The sequence below is a fragment of the Streptomyces sp. NPDC053673 genome (assembly GCF_055585225.1).
The window spans coordinates 1-16,514 of record NZ_JBVJKN010000035.1 but is presented as its reverse complement, the minus strand read 5'-3'; the positions used below and the strand labels follow the sequence as shown (position 1 = coordinate 16,514).

The following is a 16,514-nucleotide window of genomic DNA, read 5'->3' as shown; positions in this document are numbered from 1 at the left end:
CTTTGTATACGGCGCTTTTGTTAATTTCCGTCGCCTGTCGTGTTTACAGAGTGTTGCGAAGCCCTCACGCCCACCGGGATGCGCAACCGGTGCGCGCTCGTGGCCCGCTCGGCGTGCATCGAGGTGAGCGCCCGGGCCCGCTCGGCGTCGCCGCGCGCCACCGCGTCCACGATCGCGCCGTGCTCGGCCCAGGACTCGACCGGCCGGGCGGGCGGCTCGACGGAGTACATCCAGGCGATCTTGTGCCGGAGCTGGGTGAGAAGCGCGGTGAGCCCGGGGCTGCCGGATGCCTGGGCGAGGGTCTCGTGGAACCACCCGCCGAGCGAGCGCAGATCCTCGCCCTGGCCCCGCCGGGCCCGCTCCTGGCCCAGTCTGACCAGGCCACGCAGCACCTTGAGATGGGCCTCCGTGCGCCGCTGGGCGGCCCGCGCCGCGCCCAGCGGCTCCAGCAGCATCCTGATCTCCAGCAGGTCGACGGCCTCCTGCTCGGTGGGCTCGGCGACACACGCGCCCGCGTGCCGGCGCGTGACGACGAAGCCCTCCGACTCCAGCGTGCGCAGCGCCTCGCGCACGGGGACGCGTGATACGCCGTAGCGGCGCGCCAGCTGCTCCTCGGTGAGCCGGCTGCCGCGCTCGAAGACACCGGAGACGATGTCGTCGCGGATCGCCGTGCATACCGAGCGCGCAGGAATGCGCATACCGAACCTCCGCCTTAATTCGCGCGAAACCCAGTCGAGCGACGCCTGTTCAGTGACTCTATTGCAGCGGGCCGGAATTTCGGATGGCAAACGAGAATCCGTGGATATCTTTTGGCCTGAATACGCCGAAGGCCCCGGCTCGATCCGTACCGAGCCGGGGCCTTCGTCATGCGCGAGGGGTCGTCCGAGGGGTCATACGCTGACGCCGTGCGAACGCAGATACGCGACCGGGTCGATGTCCGAGCCGTAGTCGGGGCTCGTGCGGGCCTCGAAGTGGAGGTGCGGGCCGGACGAGTTGCCGGTCGACCCGGAGAGGCCGATCTGCTGGCCCGGGGTGACGGTCTGGCCGACCGAGACGCCGATGGACGAGAGATGGCCGTACTGGGTGTACGTGCCGTCGTGCATCCGGATCACGATGTTGTTGCCGTACGCACCGCCCCAGCCGGCCTCCACGACCGTGCCCATGCCGACGGCGACGACCTGCGTGCCGGACGCGGCGTGGAAGTCGACGCCGGTGTGGCTGCCGGAGGACCACTGCCCGCCGCCGGCGTGGTAGCTCGTGCTGACGTACGAGCCGGCGACCGGGAGGTTGTAGGACATCAGCCGCTTGCGCTCTGCCTCGCGGGCGGCGCGCTCACGGGCCTCGCGGGCCTCCTTGGCGCGGGCCTCGGCCTTGCGCTTCGCCTCGGCCTCGGCCTTCGCCTGGGCGGCGGCGAGGGCGGCCTCCTCCTGCTGGGCGGCGGCCTGGGCGTCGATCTGCTCGGCGAGCGAGTCGTCGACGGCGATCGCCTGGGTGAGGCCGGTGTCCTCGGTGGGAGAGCTGTCCGCGTCGGCGGCGAGCGCCGGGGAGGCGAGGGTTCCGATGACGCCGGTGGTGGCGAGGGCCGCGACCGATGCGACACCCGCGCTCTTGCGCGACAGCCGGCTCGGACCACGATGCTTCCCGGTGGCACGGGTGAACGCCATGTAGTGGCTGATCCTTTCCTTCCTTCTCGCCTACCGGGTTAGCTGACGGGTTCGGAGCAGGAAGGTCTCCTACGGGCCCCTCCGCACGGATGCGAAGGCGTCCGATTCACCCCAGGGGGACGTGTGGGTCCCCGGCTCCCCAGGCTCGCGCCCGACGGGGACTCGGCGATGGCTGACCGATGCCGCGGGTGCGGCTGGTGCAACTGGCGGACAGCGCAAAAGACGCTAAGCCGATCTTCGTTCAATCACCAAACAGACACGCCGTTTTGTAGTGCACGCCACAGGGCAGACACCCCGCCTCTCCAATAAAACGGACATAGGGGAAGGCCCCGTTGGCGTGTGGCCAACGGGGCCTTCCCGGTCCGCCGGATCGCCCGGCGGTCAATCAGCCCGTGACAACGGTCACTTCACCGATTCCGAGGGCCTTGACCGGCTCCTCGATCTCGGCGGCGTCCCCGACGAGGACCGTGACGAGCCGGTCCACCGGGAAGGCGCTGACGGCCGCGGCCGTCGCCTCGACCGTGCCGGTCTCGGCCAGGCGCGCGTACAACTGCGTCTGGAAGTCGTCCGGGAGGTGCTGCTCGACCTGGTCGGCGAGCGTGCCCGCGACGGATCCCGCCGTCTCGTACTTCAGCGGGGCGACGCCCACCAGGTTCTGTACGGCGACATCGCGCTCCGCGTCCGTCAGTCCCTCCGCGGCGAGGGTGCGCAGCACCTTCCAGAGGTCGTCCAGCGCCGGGCCGGTGTGCGGGGTGTCGACGGAACCGCTGATGGCCAGCATCGCGGCGCCCGTGGCCCCTCCCGGGGACGTGGGGGCTCCGGAGCGCAGCACCTGGCCGAAGGCACGCACTCCGTACGTGTATCCCTTCTCCTCGCGCAGGACGCGGTCCAGGCGCGAGGTGAGGGTGCCGCCCAGGCAGTACGTGCCGAGGACCTGGGCCGCCCAGACCTGGTCGTGCCGGTCCGGACCGATCCGGCCGATCAGCAGCTGCGTCTGGACGGCGCCGGGGCGGTCGACGATGACGACGCGGCCGTTGTCGTCGGCGGTGATCGGCGGCACGGGACGGCTCTCGGCCGCGTCACCGGTCCAGTCGCCGATCGTGTCCGCGAGCACGGCGTCCAGATCGACACCGGAGAGGTCACCGACGATCACGGCGGTGGTCGCGGCGGGCCGGACATGCGCCTCGTAGAAGGCGCGGACGGCGGCGGAGTCGATCCGCTCGACGGTCTCCTCGATGCCCTGGCGGGGCCGCGACATCCGCGAGGAGGCCGGGAAGAGCTCCTTCGAGAGCTCCTTGGCGGCGCGGCGGCCCGGGTTCGCCGTCTCGTGCGGGATCTCGTCCAGCCGGTTGCGTACGAGCCGCTCGACCTCGCTGTCGGCGAAGAGCGGGGCGCGCAGCGCCTCGGCGAGCAGGCCGAGGGCCTTGGGGAGCCGGGAGACCGGCACCTCGAGGGAGACCCGGACGCCTGGGTGGTCGGCGTGCGAGTCGAGCGTGGCGCCGCACCGCTCCAGCTCCGCGGCGAACTCCTCCGCCGTGTGCTTGTCGGTGCCCTCCGAGAGCGCCCGCGCCATGATCGTCGCGACGCCGTCCAGACCCTCCGGCTCGGCGTCCAGGGGAGCGTCGAGGAAGATCTCGACCGCCACGACCTGCTGGCCGGGGCGGTGGCAGCGCAGAACGGTCAGACCGTTGTCGAGCGTGCCGCGGTCGGGAGCGGGGAAGGTCCACGGCTTGGCCTCGCCGGCCTGCGGCTGCGGATGGAAGTCCATGGTCACGGCAGCGTCGGTCACTGGTCCGCTCCCTCTGCGTCGTCGTTGTCCTCGGTGGCGTCAGCTGCTTGGACGGGCTCGTACACGAGCACCGCCCTGTTGTCCGGGCGCAGCTGAGCCTTGGCGACCGCCTGCACCTCCTCGGCGGTGATGTCGAGGACGCGCTGGACGGCGCTGAGCGCCAGCTGGGGGTCGCCGAAGAGCACGGCGTACCGGCACAGTTCGTCGGCGCGGCCCGCGACCGTGCCGAGACGGTCCAGCCACTCGCGCTCCAGCTGGGCCTGCGCCCGCTCCATCTCCTCGGCGGTGGGGCCCTCGGCGGCGAACCTGGCCAGCTCGTCGTCGACGGCGGCCTCGATGTCCGGCACCTCGACGCCGGCGGACGTCTTCACGTCCAGCCAGCCGAGCGAGGGCGCTCCCGCGAGGCGCAGCAGACCGAAGCCGGCGGCGACGGCCGTCCGGTCGTGGCGCACCAGACGGTTGTGGAGCCTGGACGACTCGCCTCCGCCGAGCACGGTGAGCGCCAGGTCGGCGGCGTCGCACGCGCGCGTGCCGTCGTGCGGCAGCCGGTAGGCGGCCATCAGGGCCCGGGCCGGGACGTCCTCGCGGATCTCCTCGCGCAGCTGCTCCCCGATGATCTCGGGCAGCGTGCCGTCGCGCGGCGGCTGCTTGCCGTCGTGCAGGGGGATGGAGCCGAAGTACTTCTCGATCCAGGCGAGGGTCCGCGCCGGGTCGATGTCGCCGACGACCGAGAGCACCGCGTTGTTCGGCGCGTAGTACGTACGGAAGAAGTTCCGCGCGTCCTCCAGCGTCGCCGCGTCCAGGTCGGCCATCGAGCCGATCGGGGTGTGGTGGTACGGGTGGCCCTCCGGGTAGGCGAGCGCGGTGAGCTTCTCGAAGGCCGTGCCGTACGGAACGTTGTCGTAGCGCTGGCGGCGCTCGTTCTTGACGACGTCCCGCTGGTTCTCCATGGACTCGTCGTCCAGCGCGGCGAGCAGCGAACCCATGCGGTCGGCCTCCAGCCAGAGCGCGAGCTCCAGCTGGTGGGCGGGCATGGTCTCGAAGTAGTTGGTGCGCTCGAAACTGGTGGTGCCGTTGAGCGAGCCGCCCGCTCCCTGCACCAGCTCGAAGTGGCCGTTGCCCGGCACCTGCGCGGAGCCCTGGAACATCAGGTGCTCGAAGAGGTGAGCCAGGCCCGTACGCCCCTTGACCTCGTGGCGCGAGCCGACGTCGTACCAGAGGCAGACCGCGGCGACCGGGGTCAGGTGGTCCTCGGAGAGCACCACGCGAAGGCCGTTGGCCAGGCGGTGCTCGGTCGCTGTCAGGCCGCCGGAGCCGGCCTCAGCTGTGGCCGTGTGACCCATGGGCATGTCGTCCCTTCGATCGCGTTGCAGGATGTCCTGCCACTGTATGCAAGCGTGCTGACACCTGGCGAAGTTCCGGGTGCTTCCGCCGTCTGTACCGGGTCGCGGTCGGCCCTCTGTTCCGGGTCGCGGTCGGCGTTGTCAGCGGGACGGTCCACAATGGTCCGCGTCAGATCCCGTACATCATGTTGGTGAAGGAGCCGCAGCAGCGATGGCCCGCCGCAGCACGAAGACGCCGCCGCCCGACGACTTCGAGGAGAAGATCCTCGACATCGACGTCGTGGACGAAATGCAGGGCTCCTTCCTCGAGTACGCGTACTCGGTGATCTACTCCCGTGCCCTGCCGGACGCCCGGGACGGCATGAAGCCGGTGCACCGCCGGATCGTGTACCAGATGAACGAGATGGGGCTGCGCCCCGACCGGGGCTATGTGAAGTGTGCCCGTGTCGTCGGCGAGGTCATGGGCAAGCTCCACCCGCACGGTGACGCGTCGATCTACGACGCGCTGGTGCGCATGGCCCAGCCCTTCTCCATGCGCCTGCCGCTGGTCGACGGCCACGGCAACTTCGGATCGCTGGGCAACGACGACCCTCCGGCCGCCATGCGGTACACGGAGTGCCGGATGGCCGACGCGACGAGTCTGATGACCGAGTCGATCGACGAGGACACGGTCGATTTCGCGCCGAACTACGACGGGCAGGAGCGGGAGCCCGTGGCGCTGCCCGCGGCCTACCCGAATCTCCTGGTCAACGGCGCCTCCGGCATCGCGGTCGGCATGGCGACGAACATGCCGCCGCACAATCTGGGCGAGGTCATCGCCGCCGCGCGCCATCTGATCAAGCACCCGGGCGCGGATCTCGAGACGCTGATGCGTTTCGTCCCGGGTCCGGACCTGCCGACCGGCGGCCGGATCGTCGGTCTGTCCGGGATCAAGGACGCGTACGAATCGGGCCGCGGCACCTTCAAGATCCGCGCGACGGCCACCGTGGAGGACGTGACGGCGCGCCGCAAGGGCCTCGTCGTCACCGAACTGCCCTTCACCGTCGGCCCGGAGAAGGTGATCGCGAAGATCAAGGACCTGGTCGGCTCGAAGAAGCTGCAGGGCATCGCGGACGTGAAGGACCTCACGGACCGTGCGCACGGACTGCGCCTGGTCATCGAGATCAAGAACGGTTTCATTCCCGAGGCCGTGCTGGAGCAGCTCTACAAGCTGACGCCGATGGAGGAGTCCTTCGGCATCAACAATGTGGCGCTGGTCGACGGCCAGCCGCTGACGCTGGGCCTCAAGGAACTGCTGGAGGTCTATCTCGACCACCGCTTCGAGGTCGTCCGGCGCCGCAGCGAGTTCCGGCGCGGGAAGAAGAGCGACCGGCTGCATCTGGTCGAGGGCCTGCTCGTCGCCCTGCTCGACATCGACGAGGTCATCCGTCTCATCCGCTCCAGCGAGAATTCGGCGCAGGCCAAGGAGCGGCTCATCGCGCACTTCTCGCTCAGCGAGGTCCAGACGCAGTACATCCTGGACACGCCGCTGCGTCGGCTCACCAAGTTCGACCGGATCGAGCTGGAGAGCGAGCGCGACCGGCTCAACGCGGAGATCGCGGAGCTGACCCGGATCCTGGAGTCGGACGCGGAGCTGCGCAAGCTCGTCTCCTCCGAACTGGCCGCGGTGGCCAAGAAGTTCGGCACCGAGCGGCGCACGGTGCTGCTGGAGTCCGCGGGCGCGGCGGTGACGTCCGTGCCGCTGGAGGTGGCGGACGACCCGTGCCGGGTGCTGCTGTCCTCGACGGGGCTGCTGGCCCGTACGGTCACCGGGGAGCCGCTGCCGGGCGACGGCGGCAAGCGCGCCAAGCACGACGTGATCGTCTCCGCGGTGCCCGCGACGGCGCGCGGTGACGTGGGCGTGGTCACCTCGGCGGGCCGGCTGCTGCGGCTCGCGGTGATCGATCTCCCGCAGCTTCCGGACACCGCTTCGGCGCCGAACCTGTCGGGTGGGGCGCAGCTCTCCGAGTTCCTGTCCCTGGAGGCGGACGAGACGGTGATCTGCCTGACCACCCTCGACGAGACCTCGCCCGGCCTGGCGCTGGGCACGCTCCAGGGTGTGGTCAAGCGGGTCGTGCCGGACTATCCGGCCAACAAGGACGAGCTGGAGGTCATCGGCCTCAAGGAGGGTGACCGGATCGTGGGCGGCGTCGAGCTGCGCACGGGCGAGGAGGACCTGGTCTTCATCACCTCGGACGCCCAGCTGCTGCGCTTCCAGGCGTCGCAGGTCAGGCCGCAGGGCCGCCCGGCAGGCGGTATGGCGGGCATCAAGCTGGCCGAGGGCGCGGAGGTGATCTCGTTCACCGCGGTGGACCCGGCGGCGGACGCGGTGGTCTTCACGGCCGCGGCCTCGACGGGGGCACTGGACGACTCGGTGACGTCGGCCAAGCTCACGCCGTTCGACCAGTACCCGCGCAAGGGCCGGGCGACCGGCGGTGTGCGCTGCCAGCGGTTCCTCAAGGGCGAGGACGTGCTGGTGCTGGCCTGGGCGGGGGCGGCCCCCGCCCGCGCGGCGCAGAAGAACGGCAGCCCGTCGGAGCTCCCGGAGATCGATCCCCGGCGCGACGGATCGGGTACGCCGCTGACGAAGCCGGTCGAGTCGCTGGCGGGCCCTGCGTCGTAAGCGCGGCCAGGTCGTGGTAGCGCCCCTCCGAACCTCCGAATCCCGGCACGGCGGAGGGGCGCTCAGCTCCAGGGGATGTTCCGCCAGGGGCTGCCCTCGTCCTCCATGAGGAGCCGGTGGGCGGTCAGCGCGCCCTCGTAGAACGAGCCGTACTCCTCGTCGTCGAAGCGCAGCACCCTGCCCAGCAGATAGCCCGCCGAGAACTCTCCCCACGAGCGGTACGCGGCCTTGCTGAGCGCACCCGCGTGCACGATCGCCTGTTCCGCTTCCTGTGGGTTGCAGAACCGGGCGGCCAGGCCCCAGCGTGCCAGGCAGGTCGCCCGCCCGTAGTCGTACGCCGAGGCCGTGGCGACCCAGCCGTCCTCGGGGAGCAGTCCGTCGGCCCGGAACCTGGCCTCGTAGCGCATGATGCGGCGGACCAGTTCCTCCATCTCCTTGACCATGTGGGGCGGGGCGCACCGGTCCTGAAGCGACCCGGCGGCGGTTTCGCGCCAGAGGTCGGGGGGCGGCGGCTCGCCCAGGTTCCTGCGCAGCTGTTCGCGGACCTGGAGTGCGAACTCGGGCTCGGGCGGGCTGTTGGAGTAGTCCAGCAGGGCTGCCGTCTGCCGCTGCCAGCCGGTGTGGTCGGTCAGCCCCCAGGACCGGCGCAGCGAGCGCCGCTCGGTCGTGTAGTCACGGCAGACGGTGCCGACCTCGTTCCACGGCACGCCGTTGGCCACCGCGAGGTGTCCCCCGCACGCCAGCCCGAAGGCGAGCGGTCCGAACAACGGCCCGGTGTGCAGTGCGGTCAGCCGGTTGTCCGTCGTACGGTCGTTCTCCGCGTAGTAGCGGCGCCAGACCGCGCGGTGCTGGGGTGAGGCCGGCAGATGTACGGCGGCGGGGGTACCGCCGTTGACCGCGAGCCACTGGGCCGGGTCGGACCAGCTGAAGTCGGCCACCCACTCCAGCGTCACCTCGTGGAACACCCAGTCCGGGTGCCAGGGCGGCAGCATGCCCCGGGTGAGCAGGGGTTTGCAGCGCCCTCCGCTCGCCGGATCCGTGACCGCACGCCAGCGGATCATGTCCGGTTCGGCGTCGACCTCGTGCCGGGGCTGCCCGATGAAGAGCTCCTCGGCCGCCAGCACCCGCAGTTGCGCCTCCATGTCTCCGCGCAGCCCGGCTTCGTACAGCTGACGCTCCACCGCCGTGGGAGGGATCCAGTTCATGACCACGGAATGCTCCGGTACGGGCTGTTCGGATCCTGGGTGAGCATCCTGTGCTGGACGACCGACTCCTGGTACGTCCGCCCGAACTCCTCCTCGTCGAAGGCGAGTACACGCGCCAGGCAGTACGCCGCCGAGAACGCGCTCCACGAGGCGTACGTCTCCCGGCTCAGCCTGCCCGCCTTCAGCACCGCCTGCTCCGCCTCCTGCGGATCGCACAGGCGGGCTCCGAGCCCCATCCGCACGAAGGTGATGATCCGTCCGTAGTCGAACGCGGCCAGCGAGTCGACGCGTTCATCGGCGCCGAGCACCCCGTCGGCGCGGAAGCGCTCCTCGTAGCGGGCGATCCGCCTCGCGGTGTCCCGGACCTCGGCGACGGTCTCCTCGTCCGCTCTGCGCGTCATGAGGGTCTGCGTGACGTCGTCCAGCCACTCCTCTTCGGAGGGGTGCCGGCCCAGGCGTCCGGCCAGCCCGGCACGGGCACTCTGGGCGATGGCCTCCTCCCTGCCGGAGAGCCTGGCCTCGTACAGGTCGGCGAGCTTGTCGCGGTACTGGGCGCGGTTCCTCACCCTCCAGGTGCCGCGCAGCGTGCCGATGTCCGTGGGGTAGTCGAAGTACGTCGTGCCGAGTTCGTTCCACGCGACGCTGTTGTGCAGCGCCAGATGCGCGCCGCAGGCCAGACCGTGGGCCAGGGCGCCGTGCGACGGGCCGTGGGAATGCGTGACCAGCAGGCCGCGCGGTGGACCGCCGGCCTCATCGGCTGTCTTCAGCCACGCCTTGCGGTGGGACCGCTTGGCGTCGACGCTGATGGCGCACGGCGTACCCGGGTTGACGGCCAGCCGCCACTTGTCGTTCGGCCATGCCCGGGCCAGCTCGGCGAGGGTCGTGGACCGGTGCACCCACTCCGGGTGCCAGGGCGCCAGCATGCCCGCCGTGAACACCGCGATGCCCCACCGACCGGTCAGCGGGTCCTTGACGGGAACGAGCGGGGCGGTGGAACCGGGGGTGTCCGCGTACAGCCGGCCGACGGGCAGGAACAGCCTGGCGCGCGAGAGTACGGCGAGTCCCGCCTCCTGGCCGCCGGCCGTCCTTGCCTCGTACAGCAGTTGTTCCGTTCCGGTCGGCGGTACCCACCCCGTTGTCCCTGTCGTCACGGGTTGATCCTATGAACCGCCTACTTCCCGTCGAACAAGGGGTCACTGCAAGTAGCCGTCCGGGCCCTGCTGTTCGGGCACGTATCGCAGGACGCCCCACATGCTGTGTTCGGCGGGGGCGTCCTGCGGTCCGGTCACCCGGGCGGCACCGAGCTCTTCGAGCAGGGCGCCGGTGTCGGTGCCGGATCCGATGAGGACCAACTGGGTCTGCCGCTCTGCGGTGTCGCCCGCCGGCCAGGGCTCCGGGTAGAAGCGGAGGAAGCGGCCGACCGCGTGGACGGCGTACCGGTTTCGGGGGTCGGCCTCGCCGAAGTCGACGAAGCCCTTGATCCGGTAGAGCCCCTCGGGCCGTGAGTCGAGGAAGTCCAGCAGCCTGCGCGGGTGGAGGGGCTCGGCGGCGGTGAACGAGACGGTCTCGTAGGCGGCGTGCAGATGGCCGTCGTGGTCGTCGTGGTCGTGGTCGTCCTGCTCGTGCTCGTCGTAGAGGTCCTCGAACGACAGCTGGCCCACGCGCTCGCCACGCGGGCGGCACTCGAAGAGCAGCTCGGGATCGACGCGCCCGTACGTCGCCGGGATCACCGCGGCCTCGGCGAGCCCCTCGATCCGCTCGCGCAGCAGTTGCCCGGCGGCCTCATCGATCCGGTCCGCCTTGTTGAGCACGATCAGATCGGCAATGGCGAGATGCCGGTCGACCTCGGGGTGCCGCTCGCGGGTGGCCTCGAACTCGGCGGCGTCGACGACCTCGACGAGGCCGCCGTACACGATCCGGTCGTTCTCACTGGCCAGGAGCATTCGGACGAGTTCCTGCGGCTCGGCGAGACCGCTCGCCTCGATGACGATCACATCGAGCCGGGCGGCGGGCCGGGTGAGCTTGTCGAGGAATACGTCCAGCTCGCTCGCGTCGACCGCGCAGCACAGACAGCCGTTGCCCAGGGACACCGTGGAGTCGCCGAGCTGGCCGGCCACGGTCATGGCGTCGATCTCGATCGACCCGAAGTCATTGACGATGGCGCCGATCCGAGTCCCGCGGCCGGCCCGCAGCAGATGGTTGAGCAAGGTCGTCTTGCCGGATCCCAGAAAGCCCGCGAGGACGATGACGGGGATCTGCGGCTGGCTCAAGACGGCTCCTCCGGGGCTCTCGATCGAGGCTCTCAAATCGGTCGGAGCCCCAGGATAGGGCGGGTCAGGAGGCCGCCGGGAGCGGCTGGGGCGGCGGCGGTCCCACATAGCGCGCCGCCGGGCGGATGATCTTGGAGTCCTCGGCCTGTTCCAGGATGTTGGCGCTCCAGCCGACCACCCGGGCCGCGCAGAACGTCGGAGTGAACATGTCCCGCGGCAGTCCGCACAGCTCCATGACCACGCCCGCGTAGAACTCCACATTGGTGTGCAGTTCGCGTCCCGGCTTCAGCTCCGCGAGGATCGCCTCGACGCGTGCCTCCACCTCGACCGCGAAGTCGACCAGCGGCCCGCCGAAGCTCCGGGCGATGGAGCGCAGCATGCGTGAGCGAGGATCCTCCGTGCGGTAGACCGGGTGCCCGAAGCCCATGATCCGCTCCCCCGCGAGAACCCGTTCCCTGATCCACGGGTCGATGCGCTCCGGTGTGCCGATCGCGTCGAGCGTGTCCAGCGCGCGGCTCGGCGCGCCGCCGTGCAGCGGCCCCGAGAGCGCTCCGACCGCGCCGACCAGGCAGGCCACGAGGTCCGCACCGGTGGAGGTGATGACCCGGGCGGTGAAGGTGGAGGCGTTGAACCCGTGGTCGACGGTGGAGATGAGGTACTGCTCGACCGCCCGCGCGCGGGCGGCGTCCGGCTCGGAACCGGTCAGCATGTAGAGGTAGTTGGCGGCGTACGGAAGATCCTCGCGCGGTTCGACCGGCTCGAGTCCCCGGCCGAGCCGGTACAGCGCGGTCAGCAGCGTCGGCACGGCGGCGCAGGCCGCGAGCGCGTCGGCACGGCGGCGTTCGGCGTCGAGGTCGTACACGGGCCGCAGCCCCGCCGACGCTCCGAGCAGTGAGAGCGCGGTGCGCAGTCCGGCGAGCGGGCCGGACGGGGCGCAGGAACGGGCGATGGCGGGCAGTGCCGCCCGGACGTCGTCGGGCAGTCGGCGCAGTGACGCGGTCCGCGCCAGGAAGGCCTCGCGCTGCGCGGCCTCCGGCAGCCGGCCGTGGAACATCAGATGCCAGACGTCCTCGAAGCTGCTGCTCTCCGCGAGCTCCACGGCCGAGTACTGGCGGTAGTGGTAGAAGCCCTCGCGCCCCCGGACGTCCCCGAGCGCGGTGTCGGTGACGACGACGCCCGCGAGTCCGCGCGGTACGTCGAGAGGCGCGGCTGCCCCGTTGGTGCTCTGCATGGTTGGTGTCCTCCCTCAGTTGATTCGACTGTCCATGCTTGACTTCATCACTGTCAATATTGATTCAATCAATACATGTACAGGGTGTGTACGGTGTCCTCATGACGGATCAGGATCACGCCGCGGACGGAGAGCGGCTGACCACGCGCGAGGCGGCCGAGCGGCTCGGCGTGAAGCCCGAGACGGTGTACGCGTACGTCAGCCGCGGGCAGCTCGCCAGCCGACGCGATCCCGCCGGACGCGGCAGCACGTTCGACGCCAAGGAGGTCGACGCGCTCGTCCGCAGGGGCCGCCGGGAGCCCGCCGCCGGCAGCGACGCCGTCCAGCGGATCCGCACGGGCATCACGCTGATCGACAAGGACCGCTACTACTTCCGCGGCGTCGACGCGACCGAACTCGCGCGCCGGTACGACTACGAGGAGATCGCCGACTGGCTCTGGACCGGCACGCTGCGGGCAGGCATCCGCTTCACCGCACCGCCCGACGCGCTCGCCGCGGCCCGGCGCGCGGTCGCGGCACTGCCGGGGCACAGCGGCTCGACGGACCGGCTCCGGGTGGCCGCGATCGCCGCGGCGGCCGCCGATCCGCTCCGCTTCGACCTCGACCGGGACGCCGTGCTCGGCGTCGCCCGCATGCTCATCCCCACCCTGGTCGACGCGCTCCCCAGGGTCGGCCGCGCGCATCGTGGCGAGGGCAGGCTCGCCTGGCGGCTCTGGTCACGGCTCACCGCCGAGCAGCCCGACGAGGCGTCCCTGCGCGCCCTCGACATGGCGCTGTCGCTGCTGATAGACCACGATCTGGCCGCCTCGACACTCGCGGTGCGGGTCGCGGCGTCGGCCCGCGCTCATCCGTACGCCGTCGTGTCGGCAGGACTCGGTGCACTGGACGGTCCGCTGCACGGGGCCGCCAGTGGGCTCGCCCACCGGATGCTCGCCGAGGTGCTGGAGCGCGGCAGTGCGGCGCCGGTCGTCGCCGACCATCTGCGCGCGGGCCGCCGGGTGCCGGGGCTCGGCCACCGCCTGTACCCGGCCCAGGACCCGCGCGCCGAGGCCCTGTTCGACGTACTGGCGACGATTCCCGTCGCCCGCCCCGCGCTGGACGCCGCCCGGGAGGTCGAGGCGACGACCGCCCGCCAGGTGGAACTGCACGCCAATGTGGACCTGGCGCTCGCGGTGCTGTCGGTGTCGGCCGGAATGCCGGCCGAGGCGGGCGAGACCGTCTTCGCGGTGGCGCGTACGGCCGGCTGGATCGCGCATGCCCTGGAGGAGTACGAGGAGCGTCCACTGCGGATGCGTCCCAGCGGGCAGTACAACGGCCCGCGCCCGCCGAGACCGCTGCCCTGAGGCGTCCGGGCCGGCCGACCGGGCCGGTCCGGGCGCCGGGCCCACCGGCTCAACGGGCCCAGAGCCGACCGCCGTTGAGACCCCCACCGCCGGCAGGCCGGTCGCAGCGCCGGTCCGGGCGCCGGCCCGCGCCGCCGGACCGCCGTCTCGAGCCCGCAGCCACGCGGCGGTGTGTCCCGGGACAGCCCGCCCTCCTCCAGCGGGCCGCTCGTCAGCGGGACTGAGTCGTACACCGGCAGGACGGCCGGCTCCGCGCCAGGTTCACTACGCGCACCAGCCCGTCCTGGCGGGCGAAGGCCGACGTTACGGGTCTGCGGGTGGTGTTTCCGTCCTCTGCCTCGCACGCGATGCGGACGACAGCACAGCAGCACCTGGGGAATCACCGCGCACCAGGGGCCACCGACGGGGGCTCGGGCTTTCAGCGGTGCCGGAACCGCGGCACATGGCCTGCGGTTCACGCGAACGGCTTGCGCGAACCGCCTGGGCACGGACGGTGACATTTCCCGAAGGGTGTCGGGGCCCCTTACCGTGCATGGGTATGAGCCCCGCACCGACCGGCCCCGCAGCCGCCCCCGCGAGACGGCGGCGGCTCGGCTGGCCGCAGCGGGTCTTCGCACAGGTCCTGCTGATGCAGCTGGCCGTCGCCACCGGCGTCACCGTGCTGGCCACCGGCCTTTTCCTGGCACCGCTGAGCGCCCAGCTCGACGACCAGGCCATGCGGCGCGCGCTCGCGATCGCCGAGACCTCCGCCTCGCCTCAGGTAGCCGAGGATCTCCTCACCACACCGCCGTCCCTCCGCGGCCCCGTACAGGCCGAGGCGGAGCGCATCCGGAAGGCAGCCGGCGCCGAGTACGTGGTGGTCATGGACACGCGGGGTGTGCGCTGGTCGCACACCGACCCGGGCGAGATAGGCAGGGTCGTCTCCACCGACCCGAGTGAGCCTCTCGCGGGCAAGCATGTGATGGAGATCGACAGCGGCACCCTCGGCCGCTCCGCCCGCGGAAAGGTCCCGCTGCGCGACGACCAGGGCAAGATCATCGGCGCGGTCTCCGTCGGCATCGAGTACGACAGTGTCCGCGACCGTCTGCTCGCCGCCATTCCCGGGCTGCTCGCCTACGCAGGCGGCGCCCTGGCCGCCGGCGCCCTCGCCGCGTACATGATCTCCCGGCGGCTCCAGCGGCAGACCCACGACCTGGCCTTCTCCGATATCTCGGCGCTGCTCGCCGAGCGCGAGGCGATGCTGCACGGCATCAGGGAAGGCGTCGTCGCCCTCGACAGGTCCGGCCGGATCCGGCTGATGAACGACGAGGCGCAGCGCCTTCTCGGTCTGGGGCCTGAGGCCACGGGGCAACCGCTCGACGAGGTGCTCGGTGCCGGCCGCACCACGGATGTGCTGGCCGGACGGGTGACGGGCGAGGACCTGGTGACGGTGCGCGGCCATCGCGTACTGATCGCCAACCGGATGCCGACCGACGACGGCGGCGCCGTCGCCACGCTCCGCGACCGCACCGAACTGGAACAGCTCGGCCGCGAACTGGACTCCACGCGCGGGCTGATCGACGCGCTGCGCGCCCAGGACCATGAACACGCGAACCGTATGCACACGCTGCTCGGGCTGCTGGAGCTGGAGATGCACGAGGAGGCCGTGGAGTTCGTGACCGAGGTCGTCGGGGTGCACCGGGCCACCGCGGAACAGGTCACCGAGAAGATCCACGACCCGCTGCTGGCCGCGCTGCTGGTCGGCAAGGCGACGGTGGCGGCGGAGCGGGGCGTCTCGCTGCGGATCTCGCCCGGCACCCTGCTGCCGGACCGGCTGGTCGACCCCCGTGGCCTGGTGACCGTCGTCGGCAATCTCATGGACAACGCGCTGGACGCCGCCGCCGGCTCCGAGGACCCGCGCATCGAGATCGAGCTGCGCGGCGAGGGGCGTACGGCCGTCCTGCGGGTCTCCGACAGCGGCCCGGGCGTCCCCGCCGAGCAGCGCGAGCTGATCTTCACCGAGGGCTGGTCCACGAAGGAGCTTCCTGCGCATGGCAAGCGGGGGCTCGGGCTCGCGCTGGTCCGGCGTTTCGCGGAGCGGCAGGGCGGCAGTGCCCGGGTGGCCGAGGCCGGTGCGGCCGTGGGCGGCGGTGCGGAGTTCACGGTCGTACTCCCCGAGGCCTTGACGGAACCGGGTCTCGCGACCGTGGGAGAGCCACGATGACCACGCTGCCCGACGAGCTGATCAACGTCCTGGTCGTGGACGACGACATCCGGGTCGCGAAGATCAACGCTGCCTATGTCGCCAAGGTGCCGGGCTTCCGGGTGGTCGCACAGGCGCACTCCGCAGCCGAGGCGCTCGCGCGGGTCGCCGAACTGCCCGTGGACCTGATCCTGCTGGACCACTACCTGCCGGACGAGAACGGACTCTCGGTCGTCCGGGAACTGCGCCGCCAAGGCCACCAGACCGACGTGATCATGGTGACCGCGGCGCGCGATGTCGCCACCGTCCAGGCAGCGATGCGGCACGGGGCGCTCCAGTATCTGGTGAAGCCGTTCAACTTCGCCGGCCTGCGCGCCAAGCTGGAGGCGTACGCGGGACTGCGCCGCACCCTGGAAAGCGGCGGCGAGGCCGAACAGGACGAGGTGGACCGTATCTTCGGCGCCCTCTCTGCCGCCGGCGCGCCCGGCCTCCCCAAGGGCCACTCCCCCACCACGGCCGAGCTGATCCGCAAGGTCCTGCTGGCCGCCGACGCCGCGCTGTCCGCCCAGGAGATCGCCGAACGGGCGGGCGTCAGCCGCCAGACCGCGCAGCGCTATCTCAAGCTCCTGGAACGCTCGGGCAGGGTGCGTCTGTCCTTGAGGTACGGCGAGACGGGCCGCCCGGAGCACAGATACACGTGGGCGACGAGCGCCTAGGCCGTGTCTGACAGATCCCGCCTGGCGCGCGACGCCCGGCACGCCCTCCCCCGTAGCCCTTCGGGCACGGGAGGTGCCCCCACGCTGCGTTGTCGGAGTCATCCAAGTA

Annotated in this window: 12 protein-coding genes and 1 riboswitch; of the genes, 4 read left to right on the top strand and 8 right to left on the bottom strand. The window is 71.3% G+C overall.

The genetic code is table 11. The features are described 5' to 3' along the window. Positions 1-20 precede the first annotated feature (20 nt). The 4 genes from ACZ6ZQ_RS32405 to ACZ6ZQ_RS32390 all read right to left on the bottom strand — a co-directional run bounded on the left by ACZ6ZQ_RS32405 (position 21) and on the right by ACZ6ZQ_RS32390 (position 4,796). Positions 21-698, bottom strand: a complete 678-nt coding sequence (locus ACZ6ZQ_RS32405; RefSeq protein WP_469772086.1) for a GntR family transcriptional regulator — start codon at positions 696-698, stop codon at positions 21-23. 192 nt (positions 699-890) lie between these two features. After that, entirely contained in the window at positions 891-1,664 is a 774-nt protein-coding gene (locus ACZ6ZQ_RS32400; RefSeq protein WP_469772085.1) for a M23 family metallopeptidase, read from the bottom strand. A 13-nt stretch (positions 1,665-1,677) separates the two neighbouring features. Next, a riboswitch (cyclic di-AMP (ydaO/yuaA leader) is annotated at positions 1,678-1,842 on the bottom strand. Between the two features lie 207 nt (positions 1,843-2,049). Continuing rightward, on the bottom strand, positions 2,050-3,432 hold the full coding sequence (locus ACZ6ZQ_RS32395) for a M16 family metallopeptidase (protein ID WP_469772121.1): 1,383 nt from the start codon (positions 3,430-3,432) through the stop codon (positions 2,050-2,052). A gap of 17 nt (positions 3,433-3,449) precedes the next feature. After that, the gene (locus ACZ6ZQ_RS32390) at positions 3,450-4,796 is read right to left on the bottom strand and encodes a M16 family metallopeptidase (RefSeq protein WP_469772084.1); all 1,347 of its coding nucleotides are present in this window, start codon (positions 4,794-4,796) and stop codon (positions 3,450-3,452) included. A gap of 211 nt (positions 4,797-5,007) precedes the next feature. Between ACZ6ZQ_RS32390 and ACZ6ZQ_RS32385 the strand changes: the two genes are divergently transcribed. Then, positions 5,008-7,458 (top strand): DNA gyrase/topoisomerase IV subunit A, encoded by a 2,451-nt coding sequence (locus ACZ6ZQ_RS32385; protein ID WP_469772083.1) that lies wholly within the window; start codon positions 5,008-5,010, stop codon positions 7,456-7,458. A 62-nt stretch (positions 7,459-7,520) separates the two neighbouring features. Here the strand turns inward: ACZ6ZQ_RS32385 and ACZ6ZQ_RS32380 are convergent, their stop codons facing one another. The 4 genes from ACZ6ZQ_RS32380 to ACZ6ZQ_RS32365 all read right to left on the bottom strand — a co-directional run bounded on the left by ACZ6ZQ_RS32380 (position 7,521) and on the right by ACZ6ZQ_RS32365 (position 12,164). Then, positions 7,521-8,663 (bottom strand): DUF1266 domain-containing protein, encoded by a 1,143-nt coding sequence (locus tag ACZ6ZQ_RS32380; protein ID WP_469772082.1) that lies wholly within the window; start codon positions 8,661-8,663, stop codon positions 7,521-7,523. Beyond that, on the bottom strand, positions 8,660-9,814 hold the full coding sequence (locus ACZ6ZQ_RS32375; RefSeq protein WP_469772081.1) for a DUF1266 domain-containing protein: 1,155 nt from the start codon (positions 9,812-9,814) through the stop codon (positions 8,660-8,662). Before ACZ6ZQ_RS32375 ends, ACZ6ZQ_RS32380 begins: the two co-directional genes overlap by 4 nt. A 42-nt stretch (positions 9,815-9,856) precedes the next feature. Beyond that, positions 9,857-10,933: a CobW family GTP-binding protein gene (locus tag ACZ6ZQ_RS32370; RefSeq protein WP_469772080.1), complete on the bottom strand. Its 1,077-nt coding sequence runs from the start codon at positions 10,931-10,933 to the stop codon at positions 9,857-9,859. A gap of 64 nt (positions 10,934-10,997) precedes the next feature. Then, positions 10,998-12,164: a citrate synthase/methylcitrate synthase gene (locus tag ACZ6ZQ_RS32365; RefSeq protein ID WP_469772079.1), complete on the bottom strand. Its 1,167-nt coding sequence runs from the start codon at positions 12,162-12,164 to the stop codon at positions 10,998-11,000. 101 nt (positions 12,165-12,265) lie between these two features. Here ACZ6ZQ_RS32365 and ACZ6ZQ_RS32360 point away from each other — a divergent pair, with 101 nt between their 5' ends. The 3 genes from ACZ6ZQ_RS32360 to ACZ6ZQ_RS32350 all read left to right on the top strand — a co-directional run bounded on the left by ACZ6ZQ_RS32360 (position 12,266) and on the right by ACZ6ZQ_RS32350 (position 16,405). After that, positions 12,266-13,507 carry a citrate synthase gene (locus ACZ6ZQ_RS32360; RefSeq protein ID WP_469772078.1) on the top strand — a complete coding sequence of 414 codons (1,242 nt, stop codon included), beginning with the start codon at positions 12,266-12,268 and terminating at the stop codon, positions 13,505-13,507. A gap of 538 nt (positions 13,508-14,045) precedes the next feature. Next, positions 14,046-15,710 (top strand): sensor histidine kinase, encoded by a 1,665-nt coding sequence (locus tag ACZ6ZQ_RS32355; RefSeq protein WP_469772077.1) that lies wholly within the window; start codon positions 14,046-14,048, stop codon positions 15,708-15,710. Between the two features lie 17 nt (positions 15,711-15,727). Then, positions 15,728-16,405, top strand: a complete 678-nt coding sequence (locus tag ACZ6ZQ_RS32350; protein ID WP_469772120.1) for a response regulator — start codon at positions 15,728-15,730, stop codon at positions 16,403-16,405. The last annotated feature ends 109 nt before the right edge of the window (positions 16,406-16,514 follow it).